At 28.6% G+C, this 24,278-nt stretch carries 24 protein-coding genes; 22 read left to right on the plus strand and 2 right to left on the minus strand.

Annotated features, from left to right (window positions below; all coding sequences use genetic code 11):
* The 10 genes from IAA47_02355 to IAA47_02400 form a co-directional block, all read left to right on the plus strand.
* Window positions 1-252 (plus strand): transporter substrate-binding domain-containing protein (locus IAA47_02355; GenBank protein MBU3841823.1); only part of this gene is annotated, 252 nt, incomplete at its 5' end.
* 274 nt (window positions 253-526) lie between these two features.
* Window positions 527-1,396 carry a DUF4402 domain-containing protein gene (locus IAA47_02360; protein ID MBU3841824.1) on the plus strand — a complete coding sequence of 290 codons (870 nt, stop codon included), beginning with the start codon at window positions 527-529 and terminating at the stop codon, window positions 1,394-1,396.
* A 15-nt stretch (window positions 1,397-1,411) separates the two neighbouring features.
* Window positions 1,412-2,149 (plus strand): fimbria/pilus periplasmic chaperone, encoded by a 738-nt coding sequence (locus tag IAA47_02365; GenBank protein ID MBU3841825.1) that lies wholly within the window; start codon window positions 1,412-1,414, stop codon window positions 2,147-2,149.
* Window positions 2,150-2,165: 16 nt separating this feature from the next.
* Entirely contained in the window at window positions 2,166-2,648 is a 483-nt protein-coding gene (locus tag IAA47_02370; GenBank protein ID MBU3841826.1) for a hypothetical protein, read from the plus strand.
* A 21-nt stretch (window positions 2,649-2,669) separates the two neighbouring features.
* A complete protein-coding gene (locus tag IAA47_02375; GenBank protein ID MBU3841827.1) occupies window positions 2,670-3,167 on the plus strand; it encodes a spore coat protein U domain-containing protein in 498 nt (165 codons plus the stop codon).
* Window positions 3,168-3,235: 68 nt separating this feature from the next.
* Complete coding sequence (locus tag IAA47_02380; GenBank protein MBU3841828.1) at window positions 3,236-3,709, plus strand: hypothetical protein; 474 nt, start codon at window positions 3,236-3,238, stop codon at window positions 3,707-3,709.
* Between the two features lie 274 nt (window positions 3,710-3,983).
* Entirely contained in the window at window positions 3,984-6,605 is a 2,622-nt protein-coding gene (locus tag IAA47_02385; protein ID MBU3841829.1) for a hypothetical protein, read from the plus strand.
* A gap of 25 nt (window positions 6,606-6,630) precedes the next feature.
* Window positions 6,631-7,539 (plus strand): toxin-antitoxin system YwqK family antitoxin, encoded by a 909-nt coding sequence (locus tag IAA47_02390; GenBank protein ID MBU3841830.1) that lies wholly within the window; start codon window positions 6,631-6,633, stop codon window positions 7,537-7,539.
* Between the two features lie 13 nt (window positions 7,540-7,552).
* On the plus strand, window positions 7,553-7,996 hold the full coding sequence (locus tag IAA47_02395) for a hypothetical protein (protein ID MBU3841831.1): 444 nt from the start codon (window positions 7,553-7,555) through the stop codon (window positions 7,994-7,996).
* Window positions 7,993-8,736 (plus strand): molecular chaperone, encoded by a 744-nt coding sequence (locus tag IAA47_02400; GenBank protein ID MBU3841832.1) that lies wholly within the window; start codon window positions 7,993-7,995, stop codon window positions 8,734-8,736. Before IAA47_02395 ends, IAA47_02400 begins: the two co-directional genes overlap by 4 nt.
* A gap of 5 nt (window positions 8,737-8,741) precedes the next feature.
* On the opposite strand, the gene IAA47_02405 is transcribed toward IAA47_02400, so the two are convergent.
* A complete protein-coding gene (locus IAA47_02405) occupies window positions 8,742-9,206 on the minus strand; it encodes a transposase (protein MBU3841833.1) in 465 nt (154 codons plus the stop codon).
* A gap of 209 nt (window positions 9,207-9,415) precedes the next feature.
* Here IAA47_02405 and IAA47_02410 point away from each other — a divergent pair, with 209 nt between their 5' ends.
* Together IAA47_02410 and IAA47_02415 are read left to right on the plus strand one after the other, a co-directional pair.
* Entirely contained in the window at window positions 9,416-11,497 is a 2,082-nt protein-coding gene (locus tag IAA47_02410; GenBank protein MBU3841834.1) for an HD domain-containing protein, read from the plus strand.
* A 22-nt stretch (window positions 11,498-11,519) separates the two neighbouring features.
* Complete coding sequence (locus IAA47_02415; GenBank protein ID MBU3841835.1) at window positions 11,520-12,908, plus strand: hypothetical protein; 1,389 nt, start codon at window positions 11,520-11,522, stop codon at window positions 12,906-12,908.
* A gap of 335 nt (window positions 12,909-13,243) precedes the next feature.
* Here the strand turns inward: IAA47_02415 and IAA47_02420 are convergent, their stop codons facing one another.
* A complete protein-coding gene (locus IAA47_02420; protein MBU3841836.1) occupies window positions 13,244-14,122 on the minus strand; it encodes a mechanosensitive ion channel family protein in 879 nt (292 codons plus the stop codon).
* Between the two features lie 295 nt (window positions 14,123-14,417).
* Between IAA47_02420 and IAA47_02425 the strand changes: the two genes are divergently transcribed.
* The 10 genes from IAA47_02425 to IAA47_02470 all read left to right on the plus strand — a co-directional run bounded on the left by IAA47_02425 (window position 14,418) and on the right by IAA47_02470 (window position 24,139).
* Complete coding sequence (locus tag IAA47_02425; GenBank protein MBU3841837.1) at window positions 14,418-15,341, plus strand: ABC transporter substrate-binding protein; 924 nt, start codon at window positions 14,418-14,420, stop codon at window positions 15,339-15,341.
* 15 nt (window positions 15,342-15,356) lie between these two features.
* Window positions 15,357-16,208 (plus strand): ABC transporter permease, encoded by an 852-nt coding sequence (locus IAA47_02430; GenBank protein MBU3841838.1) that lies wholly within the window; start codon window positions 15,357-15,359, stop codon window positions 16,206-16,208.
* Complete coding sequence (locus tag IAA47_02435) at window positions 16,201-16,992, plus strand: ABC transporter ATP-binding protein (GenBank protein ID MBU3841839.1); 792 nt, start codon at window positions 16,201-16,203, stop codon at window positions 16,990-16,992. The genes IAA47_02430 and IAA47_02435 overlap by 8 nt, the downstream gene beginning before the upstream one ends.
* A 126-nt stretch (window positions 16,993-17,118) precedes the next feature.
* On the plus strand, window positions 17,119-17,964 hold the full coding sequence (locus IAA47_02440; GenBank protein MBU3841840.1) for a WYL domain-containing protein: 846 nt from the start codon (window positions 17,119-17,121) through the stop codon (window positions 17,962-17,964).
* 246 nt (window positions 17,965-18,210) lie between these two features.
* A complete protein-coding gene (nrdD, locus tag IAA47_02445) occupies window positions 18,211-20,400 on the plus strand; it encodes an anaerobic ribonucleoside-triphosphate reductase (protein MBU3841841.1) in 2,190 nt (729 codons plus the stop codon).
* A gap of 21 nt (window positions 20,401-20,421) precedes the next feature.
* Window positions 20,422-20,928: an anaerobic ribonucleoside-triphosphate reductase activating protein gene (nrdG, locus tag IAA47_02450; GenBank protein ID MBU3841842.1), complete on the plus strand. Its 507-nt coding sequence runs from the start codon at window positions 20,422-20,424 to the stop codon at window positions 20,926-20,928.
* Window positions 20,929-21,132: 204 nt separating this feature from the next.
* On the plus strand, window positions 21,133-21,357 hold the full coding sequence (locus IAA47_02455; protein ID MBU3841843.1) for a FeoA domain-containing protein: 225 nt from the start codon (window positions 21,133-21,135) through the stop codon (window positions 21,355-21,357).
* Between the two features lie 96 nt (window positions 21,358-21,453).
* A complete protein-coding gene (locus IAA47_02460; GenBank protein ID MBU3841844.1) occupies window positions 21,454-21,684 on the plus strand; it encodes a ferrous iron transport protein A in 231 nt (76 codons plus the stop codon).
* 21 nt (window positions 21,685-21,705) lie between these two features.
* Entirely contained in the window at window positions 21,706-23,904 is a 2,199-nt protein-coding gene (gene feoB / locus IAA47_02465) for a ferrous iron transport protein B (protein MBU3841845.1), read from the plus strand.
* Between the two features lie 40 nt (window positions 23,905-23,944).
* Complete coding sequence (locus tag IAA47_02470; GenBank protein MBU3841846.1) at window positions 23,945-24,139, plus strand: FeoB-associated Cys-rich membrane protein; 195 nt, start codon at window positions 23,945-23,947, stop codon at window positions 24,137-24,139.
* The last annotated feature ends 139 nt before the right edge of the window (window positions 24,140-24,278 follow it).

Below are 24,278 nucleotides of genomic sequence, written 5' to 3' on the forward strand. Positions count from 1 at the left end.
TTAAATCTGGTAAATGATGTTGCTAAACGTTTATCTGATGCTTGTTTTGAAGATAGTGTATTTATAAAATATAATATAGCAAATGGTGTTAATGTAAAAACACCAATAAAAGAAGAGAAAATAAAAGAGTGCGGAGTAATGGTTTTAAAAGGAGAAAATAAAGAGTTAATTGAGAAAATAAATAATGGTTTAGTTAACTTAAAAGCAAATGGAGTATATGATAAAATTATTGCTAAGTATTTAAATAATTAACAGATTTAAAAGAAAAAAATAAAAATTTCAAATTATATTATAAAATTAGTTAAGATTATGAAAAATAGCCAACTTTCATAATCTTTTTTTTATTCTCTGTTTTATCATATATATATTAAATTTATCATATATATTAAAGCTTGACTTTTTTTTTTTTTTGATACACTAAGTAAGTCGAAATAAGATTATAAAAAAAAATACAAAAAAATTTACATGGTATATGAGAGGGCATATTTTCAATTGGGAATTACTTTTGAAATTTAAAAAGGTGGGAGTGATAAAAAGCGTGAAAAAACAGTTGATTATTTTTTTCCTTTTTGTTTTTAACTTGTTAAGTTATTCCAAAATATATAAAAGTGAAGTTGTAAATATTTCAACAAATGAAAGCTTGATTATTGGAAAAACAAGTAGATTAAATTTTAATATGGTTATGCAAGTAGAAGGTGAAAATATTACACAGGATGATTTTTGCTCTTTTTTTAAGGAGCAAGGGAATGATTTTGTAAAAATTAGTAACTTAGAAATAAAGAATAATAAGTATAAAAAAAGAGGGAATAATATTTATTTTTCAGAAATAAATGATCGTTTAAGTGAAAAGTTAGAGTTACCTATTACAGGAACGCTTATATTTAACTGGAACAAAAATACACGAAGTGTTGTCAATAGAATAGAGGAAATAAATATAGGATATGTTAATAGCGAACAGAACCCTATCCTTTTGTCTATAAATCTTTCAGATTTAGATCCAATTGCAAATATAAAGGTTGAAGTTATTGATGATATGGACTTGGGAACTGTCTTTTCTGGAGAAAAATTAAGTACAAAGAATGTAAATAGTAATGGAACTCCAGCTAAGATAAGAATAGAGGGAGAGAATAATAAAAAAATTAAAATAAGCATTCCTGAAAGTATGAGTATTGTCAATAGTAAAAACGATACCTTAGCTGTTAAATTAGGGTTTAGAGAGAATAATAGCAATGTTTTAGAAAAGACTTTAAATAGTAATACTGGAAAAATTAAAGATGACCAAACTATTATTCTTGATGATGTTTTAATAGACGGAGAGTGTCAAAGTAATAAAAATAGTAATGGGACATATGAGGGTAGTTTTGTAGTCAGAGTTGAATACTGTTTAGATAGTTAAAAAAGGGAGAGAAAGATGAAAAAGATTATAGTAGGGATATTTATAATATTAACAACTATTACAAATGCAATAAGTTTTACTGTTTATCCAACGAGATTTGAAATTGATTCAAAATCAGTAGGTATTTATGAGGCAGAGGTAGTGAATAATACAGAGGAGCCATTAAGAGTAACTATGTATACTGAAGAGGATGATAATTTTGGAAAGGAACATAATATTAATGAAAATATTGTGGTAGTTCCTAAAAATATTGCTTTGAAGCCAGGAGCTTCACAAACAGTAAGATTTAGATTTAAACCAGATAAAAATAAAACAGATGGAGAGTATAAATCTAACATTATTTTTAAGGAGATTCCTCTAGATATAAAATCAGTAAGTAAAGCAGAAAATAATGAGAATATGACAAGTAATGTTAGATTTATTACTGAAATGGCTGTACCTGTTTATGCTTTGGGAGATAATTTAATTAGAGAGGGAGAATTAAAAAATATTAAAATAAATATACAGGGTTCAGTCATGAATATCGAGGCACAAACTGTTTCAAAGGGAAACAGCAAAATAGAGTTTTCATACTCAATAAAGGAAGTAAATGGATCATATAAAACTGATGGAATACTTGGATATAGTTTAAGAAATGGGGAAAGTAAGATTTCAACTTCTATACCTTTAGAAGAAAAACTAAAAGGAAAGAAGTTAGAGATAAAAATCTATGATACACAAAAAGAATATTACAAAAACAAAGTAAACTTTTAAAATTTAAGGAGGAAGAATGAGAAAAACATTATTATTATTAGGAGCATTAGGAGTATTTGCATCTTTATCAGCAGCAAACGATATTGATGTATCAGGAAACCTAGAGATAAAAGCTGAGGTTGTTACTCCACTAAAATTAACTTTAAGTCCATTAGATTTTGGAATTGTAGCACAAGGAGGAACTAAAACAGCTTCAAATCCAGGAGCAATCAAAATAGAAGGACAAACAGGAAGAAACGTAAATATTTATTTCACATCAAATGGAGTAGATAATAACTTACTTGCAAATAATGTAACACTAAACCATGAAAGAGTAGAAGGGCAAACAATAAATTATGTACCTGATGTTACTCTTAACGGACAAAGATTAACAAATCAAACAATCGCTTTAAGTTCTGGAATTGCAGAGTTAAAAGTTGGAGGAAGCGTAACAGCTGCTTCTGATGCTGCAATAGGAAATTATAATACTGATGTTGTTGTAAGAGTAGCTTATAACTAATAGATATTTTTGGAGGTTATCATGAAAAAAAGTTTATTAATATTAGGATTATTAGCAGTTTGTGGAATAGCAAATGCTGCCGATACTACAATGGATGTTACTGCTAAAGTTGTAGGAAGTGCTTTAGAAGTAAATACAACTGCAGTAAATTTTGGAGAAATTGCTAGAAATGCAACAAAATCTCAACCAGATACTCCAGGAAGAGTTTCTATATCTGGAGATGCAAATAGCCGTGTATCTGTAACTATATTAAATACTTACAATGGAACTGCTGATGGAGCAGTTGTTTTATCAAGAGTTGCTGACCCAAGCGACTATAGAAAGTTAACATATACTCCTTACTATACAGTAAACGGAACACAAATAACAGCTGGTGAATTACAACATACAGGTATAACACTAGATGGAAATGGAAGTAAAGAGATTAATGTAGCAGGAACTTTACAAGCTCCTCAAAACATAGAAGTAGGAGATTACTCTGCTCAAATGACGATTAAGGTAGCTTATAAATTACAATAAAGGTAATTTGGCATAAAAAGCAGTAGTCTTACTACTGCTTTTTATCCTAAAAAGACTAAAGGAGACATATGAGACAAATATTATTATTAACATTGTTATCTATATTTTTTAGTAAAACTTATAGTGAAGAGGCTTTGGTTAGAGTAAGTGCTAAAATTTTAATTCCATTAAAAGTTGAGGTTACTCAACATTTAAATTTTGGAGATATATTTAAAGGCGGAAAAAATTTTTCTGCTAAAGATACTGGAGAGTTAAAGGTAAGTGGAAATGGTAGAGTTAGACTCCTTTGGAAAGATAGTTTAAATACAGAATATCAATCTATAGAAAAGGGATTGAAAGTAGCTTTAAGTAATAACAAAGGGAATAGCTTTAATGTAACAGTTTCTCCAACTTCACTTGGAAATTTACACGATTTTACTGTAACGGAAAATAATGATAAAATTGTGAAGATAGGTGGAAGGATAGATTCGTTGGATAAATCTTTACCAGAGGGAGACTACAGTGGAAGTATTCTTATTAGAGCAGAGTATTTAAATGATTGAGTTTAATATTGGGAATATATGTTGAATTATAAAAATTATGGAAAAAATATTAAGTAGAGTTTTTTTGAAATTAAATTAAGTAGAAATAATATGATTAATATAATTTATACCTTTATTTAAAAAATTTTGAAAAAATTTTAAGGATTGCTAGAAAAAATCAGCTTTACTACCTATCTATTTATTCCATTATTAAATAATTAAATTTTTAATTAGTAAAATAGGGAGACTGATATTATGAAGTATCAAATAAAAAATTTAAAGATAGATGAAAAGAGTGAGAATAAAGTTAGCTAGTATTGTATTGGTTTTACTGCTAGCTCTTGACGTAAAAACCTATTCCCAAATTGATACTGAATCCCTAGAAACAACATATATACAGATAAGAGTAAAGAAATTAAGAGATGATTTTTTTGAAGTAAAATACAATTTTTCTACTGATGAATACTATATTGGATTAAATACTCTTTTCTATTTATTAGAAATTTTTACCTTGGATATAGACAGTGCAAAGCGAGAAGTATCAGGAAATTTAGATGGTAAAAAGATAGATGTTAGATTTCCTGTTGATAAAAGCTTTGAAATGAATGGAGAGTTATATGTTGCTCCGGAATTATTAAAAGAATATTTAAACTTCTCACAAGTGAGTTACAACCCAAATATACTTTCTTTGGAATTACAGCCTAGTTTTACTTTAGCTTATGAACAAAGAGAAAAAGGAAAACTTGAGAGAATGCGTTTGGATAGAAAAGCTGGAGAAAAGGTTAAAAATTATAATTATGAGATGAAAGGGAAAATTTTAAGACCAGGTCTATTAAAATTAAACTATTCAATTCCCAATATTGATGAGCAATATTATTATTTAGATTATGAGTATGGGACAGAGCTTCTATATGGGCAATATTATATGAATGGAACCATAAAGCCAGAGAGTGAAATAGGGGATGTCAAGTTAGTATACTCTAATTTTTGGAAAAATAATACAATTACATTGGGAACTTACTCACCACAAACTCCAAATTTTATAAATCTATCTTCTAATCTGATTGGAGTTAATATAAATGCTGATTCAACCTATGCTAGAAAAGAAAACGGAGTAACCATAATAAAAGGAGAGGCTTTAAATGCTGACTCTGTTGAGATTTATAGAAATAATATACTTATAGATTACGTATCTGTAATTAATAATCAATTCCAATTTGAAATAAATGATGGAATATTAAATTCAGATTATCTCTTAAAAATATATCATAATGATGGAAAGATAGAGGAAAGATGGGTTTATTCTTTAGGAGATGAAGAAGCATTAGAAGCTGGAAAAAGTAAATTTATTTTACAATTAGGTAAAAATAGAAATGATAGTAATTATCAGAATATAGTTGGAGGATATTATGGAATTTCTGATAATATAACTGTTGGTAGTGAGTTTTATAATTTGAAATTAGATACAGAAGAAAATTTTAATTTTTTAGAAAATACTATTCTATTTAAGAGTCACGGTTTAAGCTATCCACTTTTAATAAATTATAAAAATTATTATATATTAGATGATAACGAGCTTTCACAAGAAATAGCAATACTCCAAAAATTTCATAATTTCAATTTAAAGTTTGAAAGAGATGAGTATTCAAGTATTATTACTCAGAAAAATAATACAAAGCATTCAACTTCTTTTTCGATTAATACTTCTCGTTGGAATACATCTTTTGATATCGGAATACAAAAGAAAAGAGTAATAGAAAATGGAGATAATGAAGTAGACCAAAAAAGTCTTTATGGTGCTATTTATTCATCAATACTTTCACCTGTTTCTTTAAACTTAAAGGTTGAAAAAATTCTTACTAAAGGAAGTGAAGCAACTATTTATAGCCCCTCAATAAGTTTTTCTAGGGGAGTTAATGTCATTTTAGATGGAATAATTGAAAAAAATAAAGATGAAGTAACTCAAAATTATACCTTAAAAATTGGAAAAAGACAACTTCCTATAATAAAAGATAAGATTTATGGAGATTTAAATTTACAAGTTGAATATGATCATAAATATAGAGAATTTAAGTATGGAATATCTTTTAATATAGAACTTGATAGTTTTATGAAAATGGCTTTTAGAAATACTGTTGTTATTGATGAAAATAAAGAGATAGGAAGAACATCAGGGGTTAATTTAGGAAAGGTTATAAATTTAAGCAATCCATTAGAAGAGATAAGTAATAATGCTGGAGTAAATGATTTTATTATTCAAGGGCATATTTTCTTGGATAAAAATGGAAATAGTGTATTTGATAATGATGATGAACCTATTGAAGGAGCTTCTATAGAGGTTGAAAATTACAAAGCCGTATCTAAAAATAATGGCTTCTATCTTTTAAGTGGTACTTCAGATAAAGATATTGTCACATTAAAAGTCAATAGAAAGAGTATTGATATTATGCAAAAAAATACAAATGGTGATGTTAATATAAAAGTTAAAAATTCAAGAAGTATAAATATAGATATACCAGTAGAGACAGTTTCTATGATTACTGGAAACATTTGGAATACAGATGACTTTGTTGAAAAAAAATTCACACAAAATATAGCTAGTACAGTTATTATTCTTGAAAAAAATGGGGAGCTTTATAGAGAGATTGACCCAGAGTTTGATGGAATGTTTTTCCTTGATGATATATCCCCTGGAAAGTATAAATTGAAGTTTACATATATAGGAACTGAAAATGTTACTTTCCAACCAGACGAACTAGATGTAGATATCGTATTGGAAAATCCGTATGAAGGTTTATATTTAGATTCATTAGATACTAAGATGGTATTGAAAGATATCGAAAATGTTGAGGAAACAGAAACTGACGATATAGATAATATTGTAGATGAATTTAACGATTTAATAAATTTTGATTAAATTTATAAAGGAGGAAAAATCGAAGTTGCTTAAATTATTTCAAATAAAAAAAATAAGTATACTTTTTTTAATTTTAAATTCTTTTGTTTATGCTAAAAGTTTTGATATAGCAGAAAAGATACAGAAAGATGGTATCGTTTATAGAAAAGGGGAAGAAAAAGCTTTTACAGGAGCTTTTATAGGAGACGGAATATATGAAGAGTATAAAGATGGGATAAAGAATGGAAAATTTATTGGAAAAGTCACTATTGAGAAAAATATCTACAATTATGAAGGAGTCTATATCGAAGGAGTAAAAAATGGTGAATGGAGAATAAGATATCCAGATGGAAAGATAAAGGCTATTCTTAATTATAACTATGATTTACCAAGAGGACAGTGGACATATTTCTATGAAAATAATCAAATAAAAGGATATGAGAATTTTAATAACGGAGTTATTTATGGTGAGAGTATTTTCTATCAAGAAAATGGAAATATTCTTAAAAGAGGAACCTATAAAAATGGACTGATTGATGGAGAGTTAGTTCTATATAGAAAAAATCATAACTTAGATTCTATTGTAAATTTTTCTGTTGGAAATTTAGATGGAAAGATTGAGGTATATTCACAAAATAATATTCTTCAGCTACAAGGAAGTTATAAAAATAATAAAAGGGATAACCTGTGGAAACTTTATTATAATAATGGAGATTTAAAAATGATAGTTTCTTACTCTCATGGCTTAAAAAATGGAAGAATGGTAATTTATGGAAAAGCTGGAGAGATAGTACAGACAACAATATATAAAGATAATAATGAAATTGATAATACAGGACAAATTATCTTGAAAGGTCCAGCTGAAGTAGAAGATAATATAGCTAATCGATATCAAAAATTAGTTTATAGTTTTGAGTATATGAAATATAATAAAGCTTTAAATGACTTAAAGTAATAGGAGACAGCATATGAAGAGAATATTAGTTATTTTAGTAGTAGTTTTATGTAGTACTAATTTATTTGCTCTTAGTTTTTCTATAGCACCTACAGAATTTGATATATCTTTAGATAAAAATCAATTACATGAAGCTTACATTATGAATAATACTTTTTCTCCACTGAGAATAGAGATATACAAAGAAGATGTAAAAGGATATGAAGATAAGAGTATAACAGAGGATATAATAATATTTCCAAAGATTATATCTATTCGTCCTGGAGGAAAACAATTAGTCAGATTCAAAGTAAAGCCTAATCCCTCAAGAGAAAAAGGGGTTTATAGAAGTTTATTAGTTTTTAGAGAGAGTCCAAACAATGTAAAAACAATTTCAAAAAATGAAAATGGAAATTTTGAAACAAAATTAAATTTTATAACAGAGATTGCAATTGGAGTAAAAGGAGAAAAGAAATGAAAAGAGTTTTATCAGTATTATTTTTTCTAGTAGTTAATTGTATAGGATATAGTTTAAACTTTAAATTATATCCAACAAGCTTTAATTTAGATATAAATAAAACAAGTGTAAATGAAGTAACAATCATAAATGAGACATTAAATCCATTAAGAGTTACGATATATCCTGAGAAAGATATTGAGTTTGGAGAGGATTACAATTTAAATAATAATATCACAATTGTGCCTAAAAATATATCTTTAAAACCAGGGGGATCACAAGTTGTTAGATTTAGAATAAAACCTGATGCTACTAGAAAAGTAGGAGAATTTAGAAGTTATTTAACATTTAAGGAGATATTACCTGAGATAAAAACAACTGCAACTACAAATGCAGATGGATTAATGAGTAATATTCAATTTATAACAGAGCTATCTATTCCGGTTTCAGCTTCTGGAGATTCTTTAGTGGTAGATGGAAGTGTAAAAAATGTTAAATTAAAATATAATGGAGGAAACTCAATATTAACAGCTACTCTTACATCAAAGGGAAATACAGCTATGAGATTAAATTATGATTTAGAAGTAATTGGAAAAAATATAAAAAGAACAGGTTCTATAGGAAGTAGTAAAAGAGAGGGAGTGTCAGAATTAAAGACACCAATTGAATTAGGTAAGAAGTTAGATGGAAGTAAAGTAAAATTAATAATCAAAGATCAAAATGGTAAAGAGTATTACAATAATACTTTAATATTACAATAATTTATTTAGCTATTATATTGAGTAGAAAAGTCACTTGCTGAAATTTCAATATAACTTCTCATTGAGAAAAAATATTCGCTTGGTATTTTGCGATATTTTCTACTTTCTAAGGGAATCCAAACTCTATGAGAACATGATTGAGAACATTCTTTATCATAACAACGATAATTTATCCTATTTTGATGTTTATTATAACCGTTTCGATTATCAGCAATGAGATAAATAGGGGTATTTAAATCAGCAAAGATAGGGGCTATTGTGGAAATTAATTTTCTTAAAATAGGACTGTCATGATGATTCGCTGGAGTAAAGTCAAAAGATATAGGCAAAATAAAAGGATAAACGATACTCAAAGTATGAATTTTAATCCCTAATTTGCCATTGAGGTATTTATTGTAAGAATATATAGTTCCTTTTGGATATAAATCATCAGTAGCAATAGGTTTAGAATCTAAGGAAAAAATCCGCATAATCCAATTAAATCTTTAGATAAATCAAGTTTCGGACTATGTGAAGAGTAAGAAAAAGAACTTCTAAATTACATAAAAAACCTCCAAAGATGATGTTTTTATAGAATACACGATTTTGGAGGAAAAGTAAAATGAAAAAAATTTTAATTTATAAGAGTTTTAATAAATTGAATCAACAATTTAGCTATTATATTTTTAGGGGGGAAATTTTGAAAAATATATTTATTTTATTCTATCTATTAGTAAGTACTTTACTACTGGGAGAAAATATAACCATATCATATCCTAAAAATAAGATGAGTTATCATTTTTATAAAGATTTAACAACAAATAAGTATTCTGGAAACTATGCTTATTTATTTAATGAAATAAATAAAGATAATAGATATGAATTTAAATATGAACTAGAAAATGATGTGTATAATGAAGATATTCAGATTAGAAAGATTGGAAGTTTTAGTACAAACTACTATTATCTTGAAACTCCATATACACAAAAAGTTTTTATAATAGGAAATGATGATGTAAATATAGATGATATTAAAAATAAAGAGCATTTACGAATAGGATGTTTAGGGCTTGGAATTGAAGATTTGAAAAGAGTTCAAACTATATATAATTTAAAAGCTTATGAAACAGTTACGTTTTTTAGAAATGAAATGGATGCTATGTATGCTTTAAAAAATAGTAAAGTTGATGTTCTTTTTATATTAAATTTTAAAAAAAATAACAAATTTGATGGACAAATTTTAGGAGTTGCTAATCTAAGAGAGTATATAGGGATTAGAAAAGATCAAAGTGAATTACTAGATAGAATAAAGCCTCAATTAGATTTATTGTTCGAAAATAATGATAAGTTATTAAAATTAAATATGAAAAATAAAGAAAATTATTTAAAATATCTTTATGCTGATTTAAATGATTATGAAGAGATAAGAAAAGAGTATAAAAAGTTAAAGGTATTGGTACCAAATAGAAATTATATTCCTTACTATAAAGAAAAAAGATTCAAAAAAATTGGAATAGTACCATTTATTATGAAGAATATCGAAAATTTTTTAGGAATTCCTGTTGAATATGTTTTTTCAGAAGATGAGGATTGGGATATAAAGGCAGTGGATTTTTCTAATAATGATAAGAGTATAAGTAAAGAGTACTATAGAACAAAAATAGTAGGAATTAATCACATATATGATAATAAAATTACAAATTATGATCAATTAGATGATTTAAGAATTATAAAGTTAAAAGGAATAAATTTAGATACTCTCTTAAAAAAAGTTAAGACAAAGGAAATTATTGAGGTTGATTCATTAAAGGAAGCGTTTAAACTATTAAAGGATAGAGAGGGGGATATTCTTATAGGACCTTATTCTCTATTAAATAGTTATATGAACACTTATAATTATAATAAATATTTTAAACTTTCTCTATCGCAATTTGAAGTAGTAGTTGAGATGACTTTTAAAGATGAGAGATTAAAGAATATATTAAATGACCTGCTTCAAAGTTATTCCGTTGATGAGATAGAATATGTTTCAAATAGGGCTATACTTTTAGATAAACCAGTGAATATTTGGTTGATTATAACAGATATATTAGTGGTTGTTTTTATCATATTTAGTATAACTTTTATTAGAAAGCATATAATTAAATGTAAATTGAATGAGTTTTTAAAACTATTTATAAAAATAGAGGATATAAACTTAATGAAGGACGAACGTTCTTTATATCATATTCAAAATGTGGCAAAAATTTCAAAACTTATTGCTCAAGAATTAAAGTTTAGTAAAAGAAGGATAATTACAATTGAAAAATTGGGACTTTTACATGACATTGGTTTAATTTTTATTCCAAGTAAAATTATTTTAAATAAGAAAATAGGAACTTTATCTGAGAGGGAAGAAGAGATATTCAGAGAACATATACAATTGGGAGAGCTTTTATTAAAAGGAATAGGAATAAGAGCAAGAAAAAGAAGGATAATTGAATACCATCATGAAAATCTTGATGGTAGTGGTTATTTAGGGATTTCAAGAGAGCATTTACCTATTGAAGCAAGGATTTTAAGGATAGCTGATATGTATGATAGAATAGTGGGATGGCAAAATAACTCCCATGAGAAAGCAATGGAGTTTTTAGAAAAATATAAGAATATATATTTTGACGAGAGATTAGTAGATATTGTATCTGGATTAGAAAAAGAGTTAAAAGCTATATATACTTATGAAAATCAAAATAAGGATAATGATAGATTATTAAAGGAATTTGGAGATATTTTAACAAAATAATTGATAGAAAGAAGGTAGAAAATTGATAAATATTATAACTAGATTTTTAATTTTTTTTACAATTACTACATTTAGTTTTTCTATTTATGAAGATGAAATTAATGATTTATTTAGTCAAGAGGTTGTTGAAAAAAGTAATAAATTGATTATAGAACAAGAAGTAAAGGTTGAAACAATAGACCCAATCAAATTAAGAGATACTTATTCTAGAAGAGCTATGCAATATTTTTATGCTCAATTATTTCGTTTTAATAAAAACGGTGAGATTGTTCCTTACTTACTAGCAGAGTATAAGTATAATGATAATACAGAACTTTACTGCAAATTGAGAGATGATATATATTTTTCAAATGGTGATCCAATAACTTCAGAAGATGTTAAATCATCAATTGAAAATTTCCTAAAAAATGGATATATGAATAATTTGTATGCTTCTATTAAACAGGTTAAAGTTATCAATAATAAGGAGTTTTTAATAATTTTAAATTATCCAGATTATGATTTAAAAATTGGATTAACTAATCCGTCGATGTCAATATTAAAGAGAAAAGATGGAAAAATTCTTACTAGTGGTCCTTATAGTATAGAGAGATTTGATAACAGAAAATTAAAACTTAAGAAAAATGAATATTATTTTGAAGATGATATTCCTTTTGAAAAGATGGATATAAAAGGAGAGTTAAGTAGTTATCAGAGAGTTATTAACTCTTTAAATATACCAAACTATTATTCTTATGACTTATATCAAGAGGATGTTGATAAGGCTAAAAAAATAGGATACTTAAAAGATAAAGAAGTAAGTAAAGATTCAATATTTGATATAATATCCTTAATTTTTGGAAATGAGAGAGAATATTCTCTAGAAGAGAAAAAAGCATTGGAATCTTTATTAAATCGTGATGCTACAACGATATATCCTAAGGATTTATTTGATATAAAAGTCTCTGCTTTAGAAAAAAAATATAGCAAGGAAGAGGCTGTTCAACTTCTTAAAAAAAGTGGGATATTCAATGAAAAAATTAAAATTATGTGTTTGAATACTATTCATAATAGAAACTATGTTCAATATGTAGCTTATAATTTAACTGAGAATGGATTAGATGTAGAGGTTGAAATTTATAATCTAGAGAAATTTTTAACTAAATTAAGAACAAAAGACTATAATATAGCATTATACAATGTAACTATGAATAAGGCATATCCTTTAACAAGTCTAGAAAAAATAATAGTTGGAGAAATTATTGCACCTGAATTAGAAGATGCATTACTTCCATTTTTCCAAATGTATAAAAATGAAAAAAATAAAAATAATAGAGCAAGGTTAATAGATAAGATATTTTACTTAATATATAGCAGTAGGTATATTATCCCAATAGCTCACCAGCAAACATATATTATAAAAAACTTCTAATAAAGTTATTGAAGTAAAAATAAAAAATAGAAAACTCAGAATAACCTAAAATAGGTAGTATTTCTGGCTCTTTGTCAAATGGTGTTGGTAAAAAAACAAATAAATTTTATATGGCTCCAGTGGGTTACACTGGAGTTATTTAGTTACCAATAATTTATTAGTTATTAAAATTCTTGCTCTGAAGTGATAAAAATTTTTATAACCATAAGCACTTCTTTTTTAGGTACCAACACCAAAAATTATACACCCACTTTTTATTCATAATTTAGAACAGGAAATAATCTATATTTTTTTATTAAATATAGTGATAGTAGATATTTAATAAAAATTTAAAACTATTGGGGAGTAGTATTGGAAGAGTTTTGATTTATAGTAATATCCATTTTATTTGTAGGTAGTTTTATATTATTTTCAGCTAAGTAGTCTTTAAGATTATTCATAACTTCCCAGTAAACTTGCCAATAATTTTCATTTTTAGTCCAACCTTTTAGAGCGATATTGATAAATCCCTCTTCGTAGGACTCCACATGGGAAACTATTGGAGGATCATCAATAACTAAAGGGTTATCTTTTAATAATTTCTCTAAAGATTCTCTAGCTATTTTTAGATTACAATCATAGGATACCCGAATAACAAATTTTAATCTTCTAATAGGTATTTTTGTGTAATTAATAATTTTATTTGATATTATTACTCCATTGGGAACAATTATTAAATCTCCATTATAAGTTCTTATAGAAGTTGAAAAGACATCTATTTCATAAATGAAACCAACTTCCTCATTGATATTAACCTCATCTCCTACTTTATAAGCTTTGAATACAAGAATAATAATTCCAGCAGCAAGGTTGGAAAGATTATCCTTTAAAGCAAGTCCTACTCCTATTCCTAAAGTACCAAAGAAAGCTACTAAACTACTTCCTTTTATACCCAGTATTAAAAGACAGATTGTAATTAAAAAAAGATGAATTCCTATATTTAGGATAGATTTAATAAAACTTTTTAAAGATTGATTTCTAATAATCTCCTCTTTATTTTTAGAAAGTACAGGAGATAATTTTTTTATAATTCTAGTAGCTATATAATAGATTAGGACACAAGCTATTAGTTTCATCATAAAAATAATAAAATCAGCAAAAAAATTCAATAAAACTTGCTTTCCAAAAATTTTTTTAAAAAGCTCATTAATAAATAAGTATGTATGTTCTAACATTAATTCAACTCCTTTTTTTGATAAGAATATTATACTAAAAAAATAAGTTTTATAAAAGAAAATCTTAAAAATTCCAAGTTAGATAGGAGAAAGTGATAATAAAATATAATTCTAGTTCTATTTTGATAAGAAAGATACGAACAAAAAAATAAAAAACACCTGTTATAAAACCTAGAAAAAATAGGATATATTCTCTTTAAAAAGGGAACAAATATTAAAAATAATTGTTATCTACACAAAATGGGGATTTAGTAGTATCATTATTCTATAAATAAGATGTCGGGAGGGATTTATAATGAAGAGATTAGCAATGGCACTACTACTATTTTCAACAATGGCGATGGGGCAAGAGGTTAAAGAACCTAGAGATATAAAAATTGGAGTTACACAAATAATGGAGCATCCAGCTCTTGATTCAGCAAGAGTAGGATTTGAAAAAGCCTTAAAAGATGGAGGATATGGAGAGGCAAAAATAGATTATCAAAATGCTCAAGGGGATTTTGGAACAGCTCAAATGATAGCAAACTCTTTTGTACAAGGAAAAAAAGATATGATATATGCTATATCTACTCCTAGTGCTCAAGCAGCTTATAATGTTACAAAGAAGATACCAATACTTATCACAGCAGTAACAGATGCTAAGGCGGCTGGTTTAGTAGGAGAGAATATTACTGGAACAAGTGATGCTACTTCAATCTATAAACAGTTAGAAACAATAACTAAGGTATTACCAAAAGCTAAAAAAGTTGGAATAATCTATAATACAAGTGAACAAAACTCGCAAGTACAAGTTGCAAAGGCTAAAGAGGAGAGTAAAAAGCTTGGATTAGAGATTGTAGAAGTTGGAGTAACAAACGTAAACGATATGGCAATGGGGCTTGACTCACTACTTGATAAGGTAGATGTACTATACACACCAACAGATAATTTAGTTGTTTCAGCTACACCACTTGTACTAGATAAGGCTAATAGAAAAAATGTACCAGTGGTTGGTTGTATTGAGGAGCAAGTTATTCAAGGGGCTTTGATTACTGATACTATTGATTATGAAAAATTAGGATATCAAACTGGAGAGATGGCTATAAGAGTTTTAAAAGGTGAGGAACCTAAAAATATGCCAGTTGAAACATTAAAAGATACTCAACTTATAGTAAATAAAAAGGCAGCAGAAAAATATGGAGTGGACTTAGGAGCTTTAGAGGGAGCTAAGTTATATTAAGAGAGGTAGAGAGAGATGTTATTAGGAACTATTGAACAGAGTTTTATATTTGCAATAATGGTATTGGGAGTCTATATCTCATATAAGGTATTGGATTTTCCAGATATGACGGTAGATGGAAGTTTTCCATTGGGAGCAGCAGTGAGTGCGGCACTGATAATAAAGGGGGTAAATCCATTATTAGCTTTAGTTGTGGCTATGTTAGCTGGAGCTATAGCTGGGCTTATTACAGGAATGATTCATGTAAAACTAAAGGTAACTAATCTACTTGCTGGAATTATAGTTATGACAGGGTTATACAGTGTAAATTTAAGAATAATGGGGAAATCAAATATACCACTTTTTATGTCAAACCATCTATTTAATGGAACAGTACCAGCGATAGTAGTTATAGTAATCTTTCTATTAGTTGTAAAATTTGCAATAGATTTCCTATTAAAAACAAAATTTGGATTTGTTCTAAAAGCTCTAGGAGATAATGAAAGTTTGGTAACATCTTTAGGACTTGATGGAAATAGAATAAAGCTTTATGGGCTTATGATAGCCAATAGCTTGGTAGCCTTATCAGGAGGAATACTTGCCCAATATCAAGGGTTTGCTGATGTAGGTATGGGAACAGGAACTATTATAACAGGACTTGCTTCTATAATAATAGGTGAGGCTGTAATAGGTAAGAGAAAATTTATAAAAGCTACGACTATGGTTATAATAGGAACTTTAATATATAGAGCAATAATAGCTCTATCTTTAAAACTAGGAATGAATGCTAGTGATTTAAAACTTATAACATCTATATTGGTAGTAATTATTATCTACTTAAAAATTAAAAAGGAATCATTGAGAAAAGGAGGAGTTGTAAATGCTTAATATAAAATCTATTGAAAAGAGCTTTGTTACTGAATTGGGAACAGTGAAAAAAGTATTTAGAGGGTTAAATCTTCAAGTTGAAAAGGGAGATTTTATCTCAATAATAGGGAGTAATGGAGCAGGTAAATCAACACTTCTTGATACAATTACAGGGAATATCGTAGTAGATAAGGGAAGTATAGATATAGATGGAAGGGATATTACAAAGTTACCTAAATATAAAAGAGGAAGTTTTATCTCTAAAGTTTATCAAAATCCCTCTATGGGAACAGCTCCATCTATGACAGTGTTTGAAAATCTATCTATGGCAGATAATAAGGGTAAGAGATTTGGTTTTACTATGGGGCTTAATAAAAAGAGAAAAGAGTATTATAGAGAAATTTTAAAGGAGCTTGATTTAGGGATAGAAAATCAAATGGATACAGAGGTAGGTTCTCTATCTGGAGGGCAAAGACAGTGCCTAGCTCTTATAATGGCTACACTTAATAAACCGGAGATACTACTATTAGATGAACATACTGCAGCTCTTGACCCTAAAACTTCTAAGATTATAATGGATAAAACTAGAGAGATAGTAGAGAAAAATCAGATATCTACTCTGATGATAACTCATAATTTACAAGATGCTATAAACTATGGAAATAGACTTATTATGTTGCATAATGGAGAGATAATTATTGATATAAAGGGAGAGGAGAAGAAAAATCTTACCCCTGAAAAACTTTTGAAAATATTCAATAATAGAGAAGCTTACTTAAAGGATAGTGAACTTTTCTCAGCTTAGCTATATAAAACAATTTATTATAAAAGGGATTTTGGAGCAGTAGTTGTTCTGAAGTCCTTTTTTATTGTTTAAATATTTTTATTTCTATGATATAATGTAAAAATAGATTGGAATGGGGGAAAAGCTATGAAGAAGATAAGAGTAACTGTTCCAGAGGATATATGGCGTTTGATGAAAAATGATACTGAGGAGTTTGGTATCAATAACAATAAGTTGTGTAACTATATTTTAGAAAGATTTAAATATAATAGAAAGATGGAAGTTGAAAAACTACTTGAAACACAAGGGCGTCCTCTGAAAAAGATAATACAATTTGATTTAAATGTTTCAAATAGAGAGATATACTATGATGTTTTAAAAGCTAATGAGGTTGATGTAGAGGCAGAGTATTTTAGAGAGTTATTTGAGCTATATACATCAAAATTTAAATATCAAAGAGAGCTTTTTATTTTTGAAGATAGAGTAAAAGCTATATTAGAAGCAATAAAAGAGAAGAAAAAATTAAAAATAAAATATTTAAAGAGAGTTTTTAGTGTAGAGCCTTACTTCATAAAGAGAGAGGAAAGAGGAGATGAAAACTTTCTCTTTTGTTATGATGAGGAGAAAAGGGAGTATGCTAACTTTAAATTAAAGGAGTTAGAGATAGTTTCTATTTTAGAAGAGAAGATAAAAGGTAAGGATAAAAAATATATAGAGAATATGAGAAAAAACTTTGACCCTTTCTTAGGAAATGGAAATATAGTAAAGGTAAGATTGACTGAGGAGGGAGAGAGTCTACTAAAAAGTTTGACAAACTATCGTCCTAAAATGATAAAAAAAGAGGGAGATATCTACTATTTTGAGGTAGCTAATGAGAATGCCAAGCTATATTTTAGACAGTTCTCTAAGGAGGCTGAAATTTTAGAGCCAAAACAGCTTCGTGAGGAGATAAGAAGAGAGTATTTAGAGATTTTAGAGCTGTATAGGGATTAAAAATTCTCTAAAAATGAAAAAATATTAAAAATTTTAGAAAAAATACTCTAATATATATAAATTATATTTGACAAAAGGGGAAAAAATTTTTTGAGCCTCTAAAAAGGGAAATAAAAGAAAAAATAGACTCAACACTATATGGTGTTGAGTTTTTTAGTTTTACCACTATATATTGTATATATTTTTATTTTTTAAGAAAAGATTGTATAATAGTCTAAGTAAAAAATATGAACGAGGTTGATATAAATGAAAGAAGTTATAAAAAGAGATGGAACTGTTGTTGAGTTCGACAGAGATAGAATAGTAAGAGCAATTACAATGGCTTTTAAGCAAAGCTCTGGAACAGTAAACAACGAATTGGTTAATAAAATAGCCTCTCAAATAGAGAATATGGACAATAAAAAGATGCATGTAGAGGATATACAAGATATAGTAGTAAAAAAACTTATGGCTTCTAGTGAAAAGGATATAGCTATAGCTTACCAAAGTTATAGAGCAATAAAGACAGAGATAAGAAATAAGGAAAAGGGAATATACAAAAATATAGCTGAACTTGTAGATGCCTCTAATGAAGATATAATGAGTGAAAATGCTAATAAAGATGCTAAGACAATCTCTGTACAAAGAGACCTTTTAGCAGGGATATCTTCAAAAGATTACTACTTGAATAAAATTTTACCTAAGCATCTAAAGAAAGCTCATGAAACTGGAGAGATTCATATTCATGACTTAGACTATCTTCTATTTAAAGAGACTAACTGTGAATTAGTAAATATAGAGAGAATGTTAAAGGGTGGTTGTAACATTGGAAATGCTAAGATGTTAGAGCCAAACTCTGTAGATGTAGCTGTGGGACACATAGTGCAAATTATAGCTTCTGTTTCATCTAATACATATGGTGGATGTTCAATTCCATATCTAGATAGAGCATTAATACCATATATTAAAAAGAGCTTTAAAAAGCACTTTGCAAAGGGATTAAAATATGTAGAGAGAGTAGATGAGGCTACAGCTAAAGAGATTATAGAAAGAGGGAATATAGAGTATTCAAACATGGAGTTAAAGGAGAAGTATCCATTAGCTTATGAGTACAGTTGTGATTTGACAAGAGAGTCTGTAAAACAAGCTATGCAAGGGCTAGAATATGAGATAAACTCTCTATCAACAGTAAATGGACAAACACCATTTACAACAATAGGTATAGGAACAGAGACATCTTGGGAAGGAAGACTTGTACAGGAGTTTGTATTCAAAACTAGAATGGAAGGGTTTGGAGCTAAGAAAGAGACAGCAATTTTCCCTAAGATAGTTTATGCTATGTGTGAAGGATTGAATATGAATGAGGAAGACCCTAACTGGGATATAGCTCAACTTGGATTTGAATGTATGACAAAATCAATCTATCCAGATATTCTGTTTATAACTAAAGAACAACTTGAAAAGGGAACAGTTGTTTATCCAATGGGATGTAGAGCTTTCCTATCTCCTTGGTTCAATGAAAAGGGAGAGGAGATATACTCTGGAAGATTTAATATTGGAGCTACAACTATCAATCTACCTAGAATAGCTATAAAAAATAAAGGTGATGAGGCTGGATTCTATAAAGAGTTAGATAGAGTATTAGATATGTGTAAGGAAAACTCAATATTTAGAGCTCACTATCTAGAAAAAACTCAAGCTGAGATGGCACCTATTCTTTGGCAATCTGGAGCTTTAGCAGAAAAACAACCTAAGGAAACAATAGAGGATTTAATCTGGGGAGGGTATGCTACTGTATCAATAGGATATATTGGACTTAGTGAAGTATCTCAACTTCTTTATGGAGAGGATTTTGCTTACAATGAAGAGATTTATGAGAAAACATTTAATATATTAAAATACATCTCTGAAAAAGTAGCACAATTTAAAGCTGAAACAAATTTAGGATTTGCACTATATGGAACTCCATCTGAATCACTATGTGATAGATTTGCAAGAATAGATAGAGAGGAGTTTGGAGATATAGAGGGAATTACAGATAAGGGTTACTATGATAATTCATTCCATGTATCTTCTCATATAAATATAAATCCATTTGAGAAATTAAGACTAGAAGCTTTAGGGCACCAATACTCTAAAGGTGGACATATAAGTTATATAGAGACTGACTCTCTAAAAAATAACTTAGAAGCTATTCAAGAGATATTAAGATATGCAAAAGAGTTAGGAATACATTATATGGGAATAAATCAACCAGTTGATAAATGCCATGTGTGTGGATTTAAAGGGGAATTTTTAGCAACAGAGAGAGGATTTGAATGTCCTCAATGTGGAAATCACGCTAATGATAAGATGAGTGTAATAAGAAGAGTGTGTGGATACTTAAGTCAACCAAATGCAAGACCTTTTAATAAGGGAAAACAAAAGGAGATAATGAGTAGAGTAAAGCACAACTAGAAGCACAAATAGGAGAGAAAAATGAATTATTCTGGAATTAAATACTCTGATATGATAAATGGAAAGGGTATAAGAGTTAGCTTGTTTGTCAGTGGGTGTACTCATAGATGTAAGGGGTGTTTCAATAGAGATACTTGGGATCCCGAGTATGGAGAGCCTTTTACACAGAAAGAGGAAGATGAGATATTTTTATACTTTGAAAAATATGGAAGAACAGCAAAGGGATTATCACTTTTAGGTGGGGATCCAACTTACCATAAAAATGTAGAACCACTGATAGAGTTTTTGAAAAAATTTAAAGAGAGATTTCCAGATAAAGATATATGGATGTGGTCTGGATTCACTTGGGAACAATTGGAAAAGGATAAAAAAAGACTTGAGTTAGTATCACTTTGTGATGTATTGATAGATGGTAGATTTGAGATAGAGAAAAAGGATTTGAATCTTAAATGGAGAGGAAGCAGTAACCAAAGGGTGATAGATATACAAAAAACTATATCACTTGGTGAGATAGTAGAGTACCATTGATAGGATAAGAGAGGTGTTATATGAGAGGTAACATCTCTCTTTTTATTTTAAAATATAGAAGAGATTAAATTTTAACCTTATAAAATTAAAAGAAAATTTAAAATAATATTTTTATATTCAAAGGTTTTTTGTTGACAAATTTTTATTTATATTTTATAATTATTATGTAAATTAGAGGATTATGTTTCTTAGGGAGTGATTAAGATGGTACCTTTATGTTTTGCTCAATTAGATAAAGATTTCTTAATAAAAGAGATAAAAGGACAAAGAGGTTCTAAATGTTGTCTGTTAGACAAGGGACTCTGTGTGGGAAATAAGATTCGTGTGATGAATGGAACAAAGGATTGTTTCGTAGTAAAAGTTAATGATAAAATTAAATATGCTCTAAATTTTGGAGTAGCTAACAAGATAATGTTACAAGAGATATAGAATAAAATTATAAACAGCCTGAAAGGGCTGTTCTTATTTAAAGTAAAATTTTGAAAATCAAAGCATTTAAGATAAGGAGTAGGGAGGCACAGTATTATGAAACTATGTGATTTAAAAAATGGGGAGAGAGCTAGAATAATAAAAATAGGCAGAATAGGAGAGCTAAAAAAGAGATTAGTTGATATGGGAGTTACAGCTGGAGAGATAGTGAAGCTTGAAAGAAATGCTCCACTAGGAGACCCACAAGAGTATATAGTGAAGGGAACAGGGATAGCAATAAGGAAAGAGGATGCAAAAAATATAGAAGTGGAAAGAGTTGAAGAATAATTATTGAAAGGGAGAAAAAATATGATAAAATTAGCATTTACAGGAAATCCAAATGTTGGTAAATCAGCTTTGATTAATGCTATAGCAGGATCGAAGTTGAAAGTTGGAAACTGGCCAGGGGTAACGGTAGAGAAGAAGGAAGCAACTTTTACTTATAAGGGAGAGGAGATAGAGCTAGTAGACTTACCTGGAGTATATAGTTTAAGTCCATATACACTAGAGGAGAAGATAACAAGAGACTTTATTCTTGAAGAGAATCCAGATGTTGTTATAAACGTTGTAGACTCAACAAACTTAGAGAGAAACTTATATCTTACATACCTTATAAAGGAGTTAGAGAAGCCAACAATTATGGCTCTAAATCTGTACGATGAGTTTGATAAGTTAAAGTATAAATTGAATTTAAAAGAGTTTGAACACTTTATAGAGATGAGTGCTGTTCCAGTTTCTGCGTTAAAGGGAACAGGGATTACAGAGCTTATGGATAAGGCTTTAGAGTTAGCTAAAGGAAAGAAAAAGGAGAAGTTTTCACTTCCTTTTGATGATGGAACAACAGCCTTAGTAAATGAGATTGTTAAAGAGATAAAAGCTGATAAATCTTTTGAAGAAGCTTTAAAGGTTTACTCACCAGAGTTTTTAGCTATAAAGTTAATAGAGAGAGATACACATATAATAGAGAAGTTAAAGACAAAGTTTAATATAGATGCTGATGGAAAATTTGAAGATAAAATCTTAAAATTAGAGGATAAGTATGACAATGACAGTGAAACTATATTAGCAGAGCAAAGATATGGAAGTGTAAATGGAGTCTTAGCAAAAACATTTACAACTTCAATGAAGTCTAGATTAGATTTTACTGATAAGGTTGATAAGATACTTTTAAATAGAGTTTTAGGATTACCACTATTTTTCTTAATTATGGCTGGAGTGATGGCTTTCGTATTCAATGGAAGTGCTCCTTTTATTGATTGGGTAGATGGTTTCTTTGCTGACTTTGTTGGTAAATATGTAGGTATATTAGTAGAGGGAACACCAGATTGGCTACACTCTCTAATCATAGATGGAATAGTAGGAGGGGTAGGAGGAGTTCTTACATTCGTTCCTGTTATGGTATTCCTATATTTCTTCTTGGCAATTCTAGAAGAGAGTGGATATATGTCAAGGGTAGCTTTCTTAATGGATAAAATAATGAGAAAACTAGGATTAAATGGTAAATCTTTTGTACCTATGGTAGTAGGATTTGGATGTACAGTACCAGCTATCTATGCTACAAGAACTATGGAAGATGAAAGTTCAAGAAAGATGACAGCGGCAATGACACCGTTTATGTCTTGTGGAGCTAGACTTCCTGTATATGGACTTTTTACAGCGGCTTTCTTTGGAGCTAAGGGAGGAATAATAGTTGTATCTCTATATCTATTAGGAATAGCTATAGCTATCTTAGTAGGACTTGTATTGAAGAATGTAAAGGGATTTAAACCTGAAAATAGAGCTTTATTAATAGAGTTACCTCCATATAGAATACCTAGTTTAAAGGTTATATTAAACTCAACTTGGCTTAGAGTTTTTGATTATATAAAGAGAGCAGGAACTGTAATACTAGGAATAATGATGATATTATGGGCTCTTACATACTTCCCTAACCACGGGGATTCAAACTCATCATATATAGCTAAGTTTGGGCACACTTTTGCTCCTATTATGAAGCCTACTGGTTTTGGAGATAGATGGGAGACTGTAGCAGCAATTCCACCTAGTATAGCAGCTAAAGAAGTAGTAGTAGGATTCTTAGCACAAGCTTTACCACTTGATGGGGGAGAAACTCAAGAGAGTGATGAGACAGTTGAAGAAACAACTTTTGGACAGGATTTAGTAGAGCAAGTAAAAGGTTTAGGAGTAGCTGTAAAGGATTCTGTAAAGGGAATGTTAAGTTTAAATGTATCAGGATTATTCTCAACTCCTGAAGCTGATGAGATAGAGGAAGAGGGAACAGGAATAGTACAGGCTACAGCAAATCTATGGCCAGATGACGAATTAGCACCATTAAGAGCTTACTCATTCATGGCATTTATCCTTCTAGTAGTACCTTGTGTAGCAACATTAGGAGCTATCAAACATGAGTTTGGTTGGGGATATCTAGGAAAGATAATAGGAATAATGTTAGTAGTACCATATGTAGTATCTACTCTTATCTTCCAAATTGGAAAACTTTTTTTCTAAGGTTTTAATTTTAAATTTTCTCTATGAAAGGAGAATAGATATGAAAACAGTAATATTGATAATAATTGTAGCTATAATAGCTTTCTTTGCCTTAAGAAGTGTTATAAGAAGCTTTAAAGGAGAAGGGTGTAGCTGTGGTGATGGTGGAAAATGTAGTTCAGGTGGGTGCTCTTGTGGTTCTCATAAGCATGATGAGAAAGAGCATGGTTGTAACTGTGGACATCATCGTAAGTAAAAATTAAAGTCAAGGTAGTTAAATTGTAGAAGAAGAGAGAGTTTTACTTTAGATTATCACTACTTATTAAGTAGTTGATATAGTAAAACTTTCTCTTTTTTCTTTTTCCATTTCCTTTGACATAATTGTGACACAAAAG

The sequence above is a fragment of the Candidatus Fusobacterium pullicola genome (genome assembly GCA_018883725.1).
Classification (GTDB): Bacteria; Fusobacteriota; Fusobacteriia; order Fusobacteriales; family Fusobacteriaceae; genus Fusobacterium_A; species Fusobacterium_A pullicola.

Excerpts from the sequence above, each read along its gene's own strand:
- IAA47_02365 (MBU3841825.1), top strand. The coding sequence starts at position 1,412 with ATGAAAAAGATTATAGTAGGGATATTTATAATATTAACAACTATTACA.
- IAA47_02370 (MBU3841826.1), top strand. The coding sequence starts at position 2,166 with ATGAGAAAAACATTATTATTATTAGGAGCATTAGGAGTATTTGCATCT.
- IAA47_02375 (MBU3841827.1), top strand. The coding sequence starts at position 2,670 with ATGAAAAAAAGTTTATTAATATTAGGATTATTAGCAGTTTGTGGAATA.
- IAA47_02380 (MBU3841828.1), top strand. The coding sequence starts at position 3,236 with ATGAGACAAATATTATTATTAACATTGTTATCTATATTTTTTAGTAAA.
- IAA47_02395 (MBU3841831.1), top strand. The coding sequence starts at position 7,553 with ATGAAGAGAATATTAGTTATTTTAGTAGTAGTTTTATGTAGTACTAAT.
- IAA47_02400 (MBU3841832.1), top strand. The coding sequence starts at position 7,993 with ATGAAAAGAGTTTTATCAGTATTATTTTTTCTAGTAGTTAATTGTATA.
- IAA47_02405 (MBU3841833.1), bottom strand. The coding sequence starts at position 9,206 with ATGCGGATTTTTTCCTTAGATTCTAAACCTATTGCTACTGATGATTTA.
- IAA47_02420 (MBU3841836.1), bottom strand. The coding sequence starts at position 14,122 with ATGTTAGAACATACATACTTATTTATTAATGAGCTTTTTAAAAAAATT.
- IAA47_02425 (MBU3841837.1), top strand. The coding sequence starts at position 14,418 with ATGAAGAGATTAGCAATGGCACTACTACTATTTTCAACAATGGCGATG.
- IAA47_02430 (MBU3841838.1), top strand. The coding sequence starts at position 15,357 with ATGTTATTAGGAACTATTGAACAGAGTTTTATATTTGCAATAATGGTA.
- IAA47_02435 (MBU3841839.1), top strand. The coding sequence starts at position 16,201 with ATGCTTAATATAAAATCTATTGAAAAGAGCTTTGTTACTGAATTGGGA.
- IAA47_02440 (MBU3841840.1), top strand. The coding sequence starts at position 17,119 with ATGAAGAAGATAAGAGTAACTGTTCCAGAGGATATATGGCGTTTGATG.
- nrdD (MBU3841841.1), top strand. The coding sequence starts at position 18,211 with ATGAAAGAAGTTATAAAAAGAGATGGAACTGTTGTTGAGTTCGACAGA.
- nrdG (MBU3841842.1), top strand. The coding sequence starts at position 20,422 with ATGAATTATTCTGGAATTAAATACTCTGATATGATAAATGGAAAGGGT.
- IAA47_02455 (MBU3841843.1), top strand. The coding sequence starts at position 21,133 with ATGGTACCTTTATGTTTTGCTCAATTAGATAAAGATTTCTTAATAAAA.
- IAA47_02460 (MBU3841844.1), top strand. The coding sequence starts at position 21,454 with ATGAAACTATGTGATTTAAAAAATGGGGAGAGAGCTAGAATAATAAAA.
- feoB (MBU3841845.1), top strand. The coding sequence starts at position 21,706 with ATGATAAAATTAGCATTTACAGGAAATCCAAATGTTGGTAAATCAGCT.
- IAA47_02470 (MBU3841846.1), top strand. The coding sequence starts at position 23,945 with ATGAAAACAGTAATATTGATAATAATTGTAGCTATAATAGCTTTCTTT.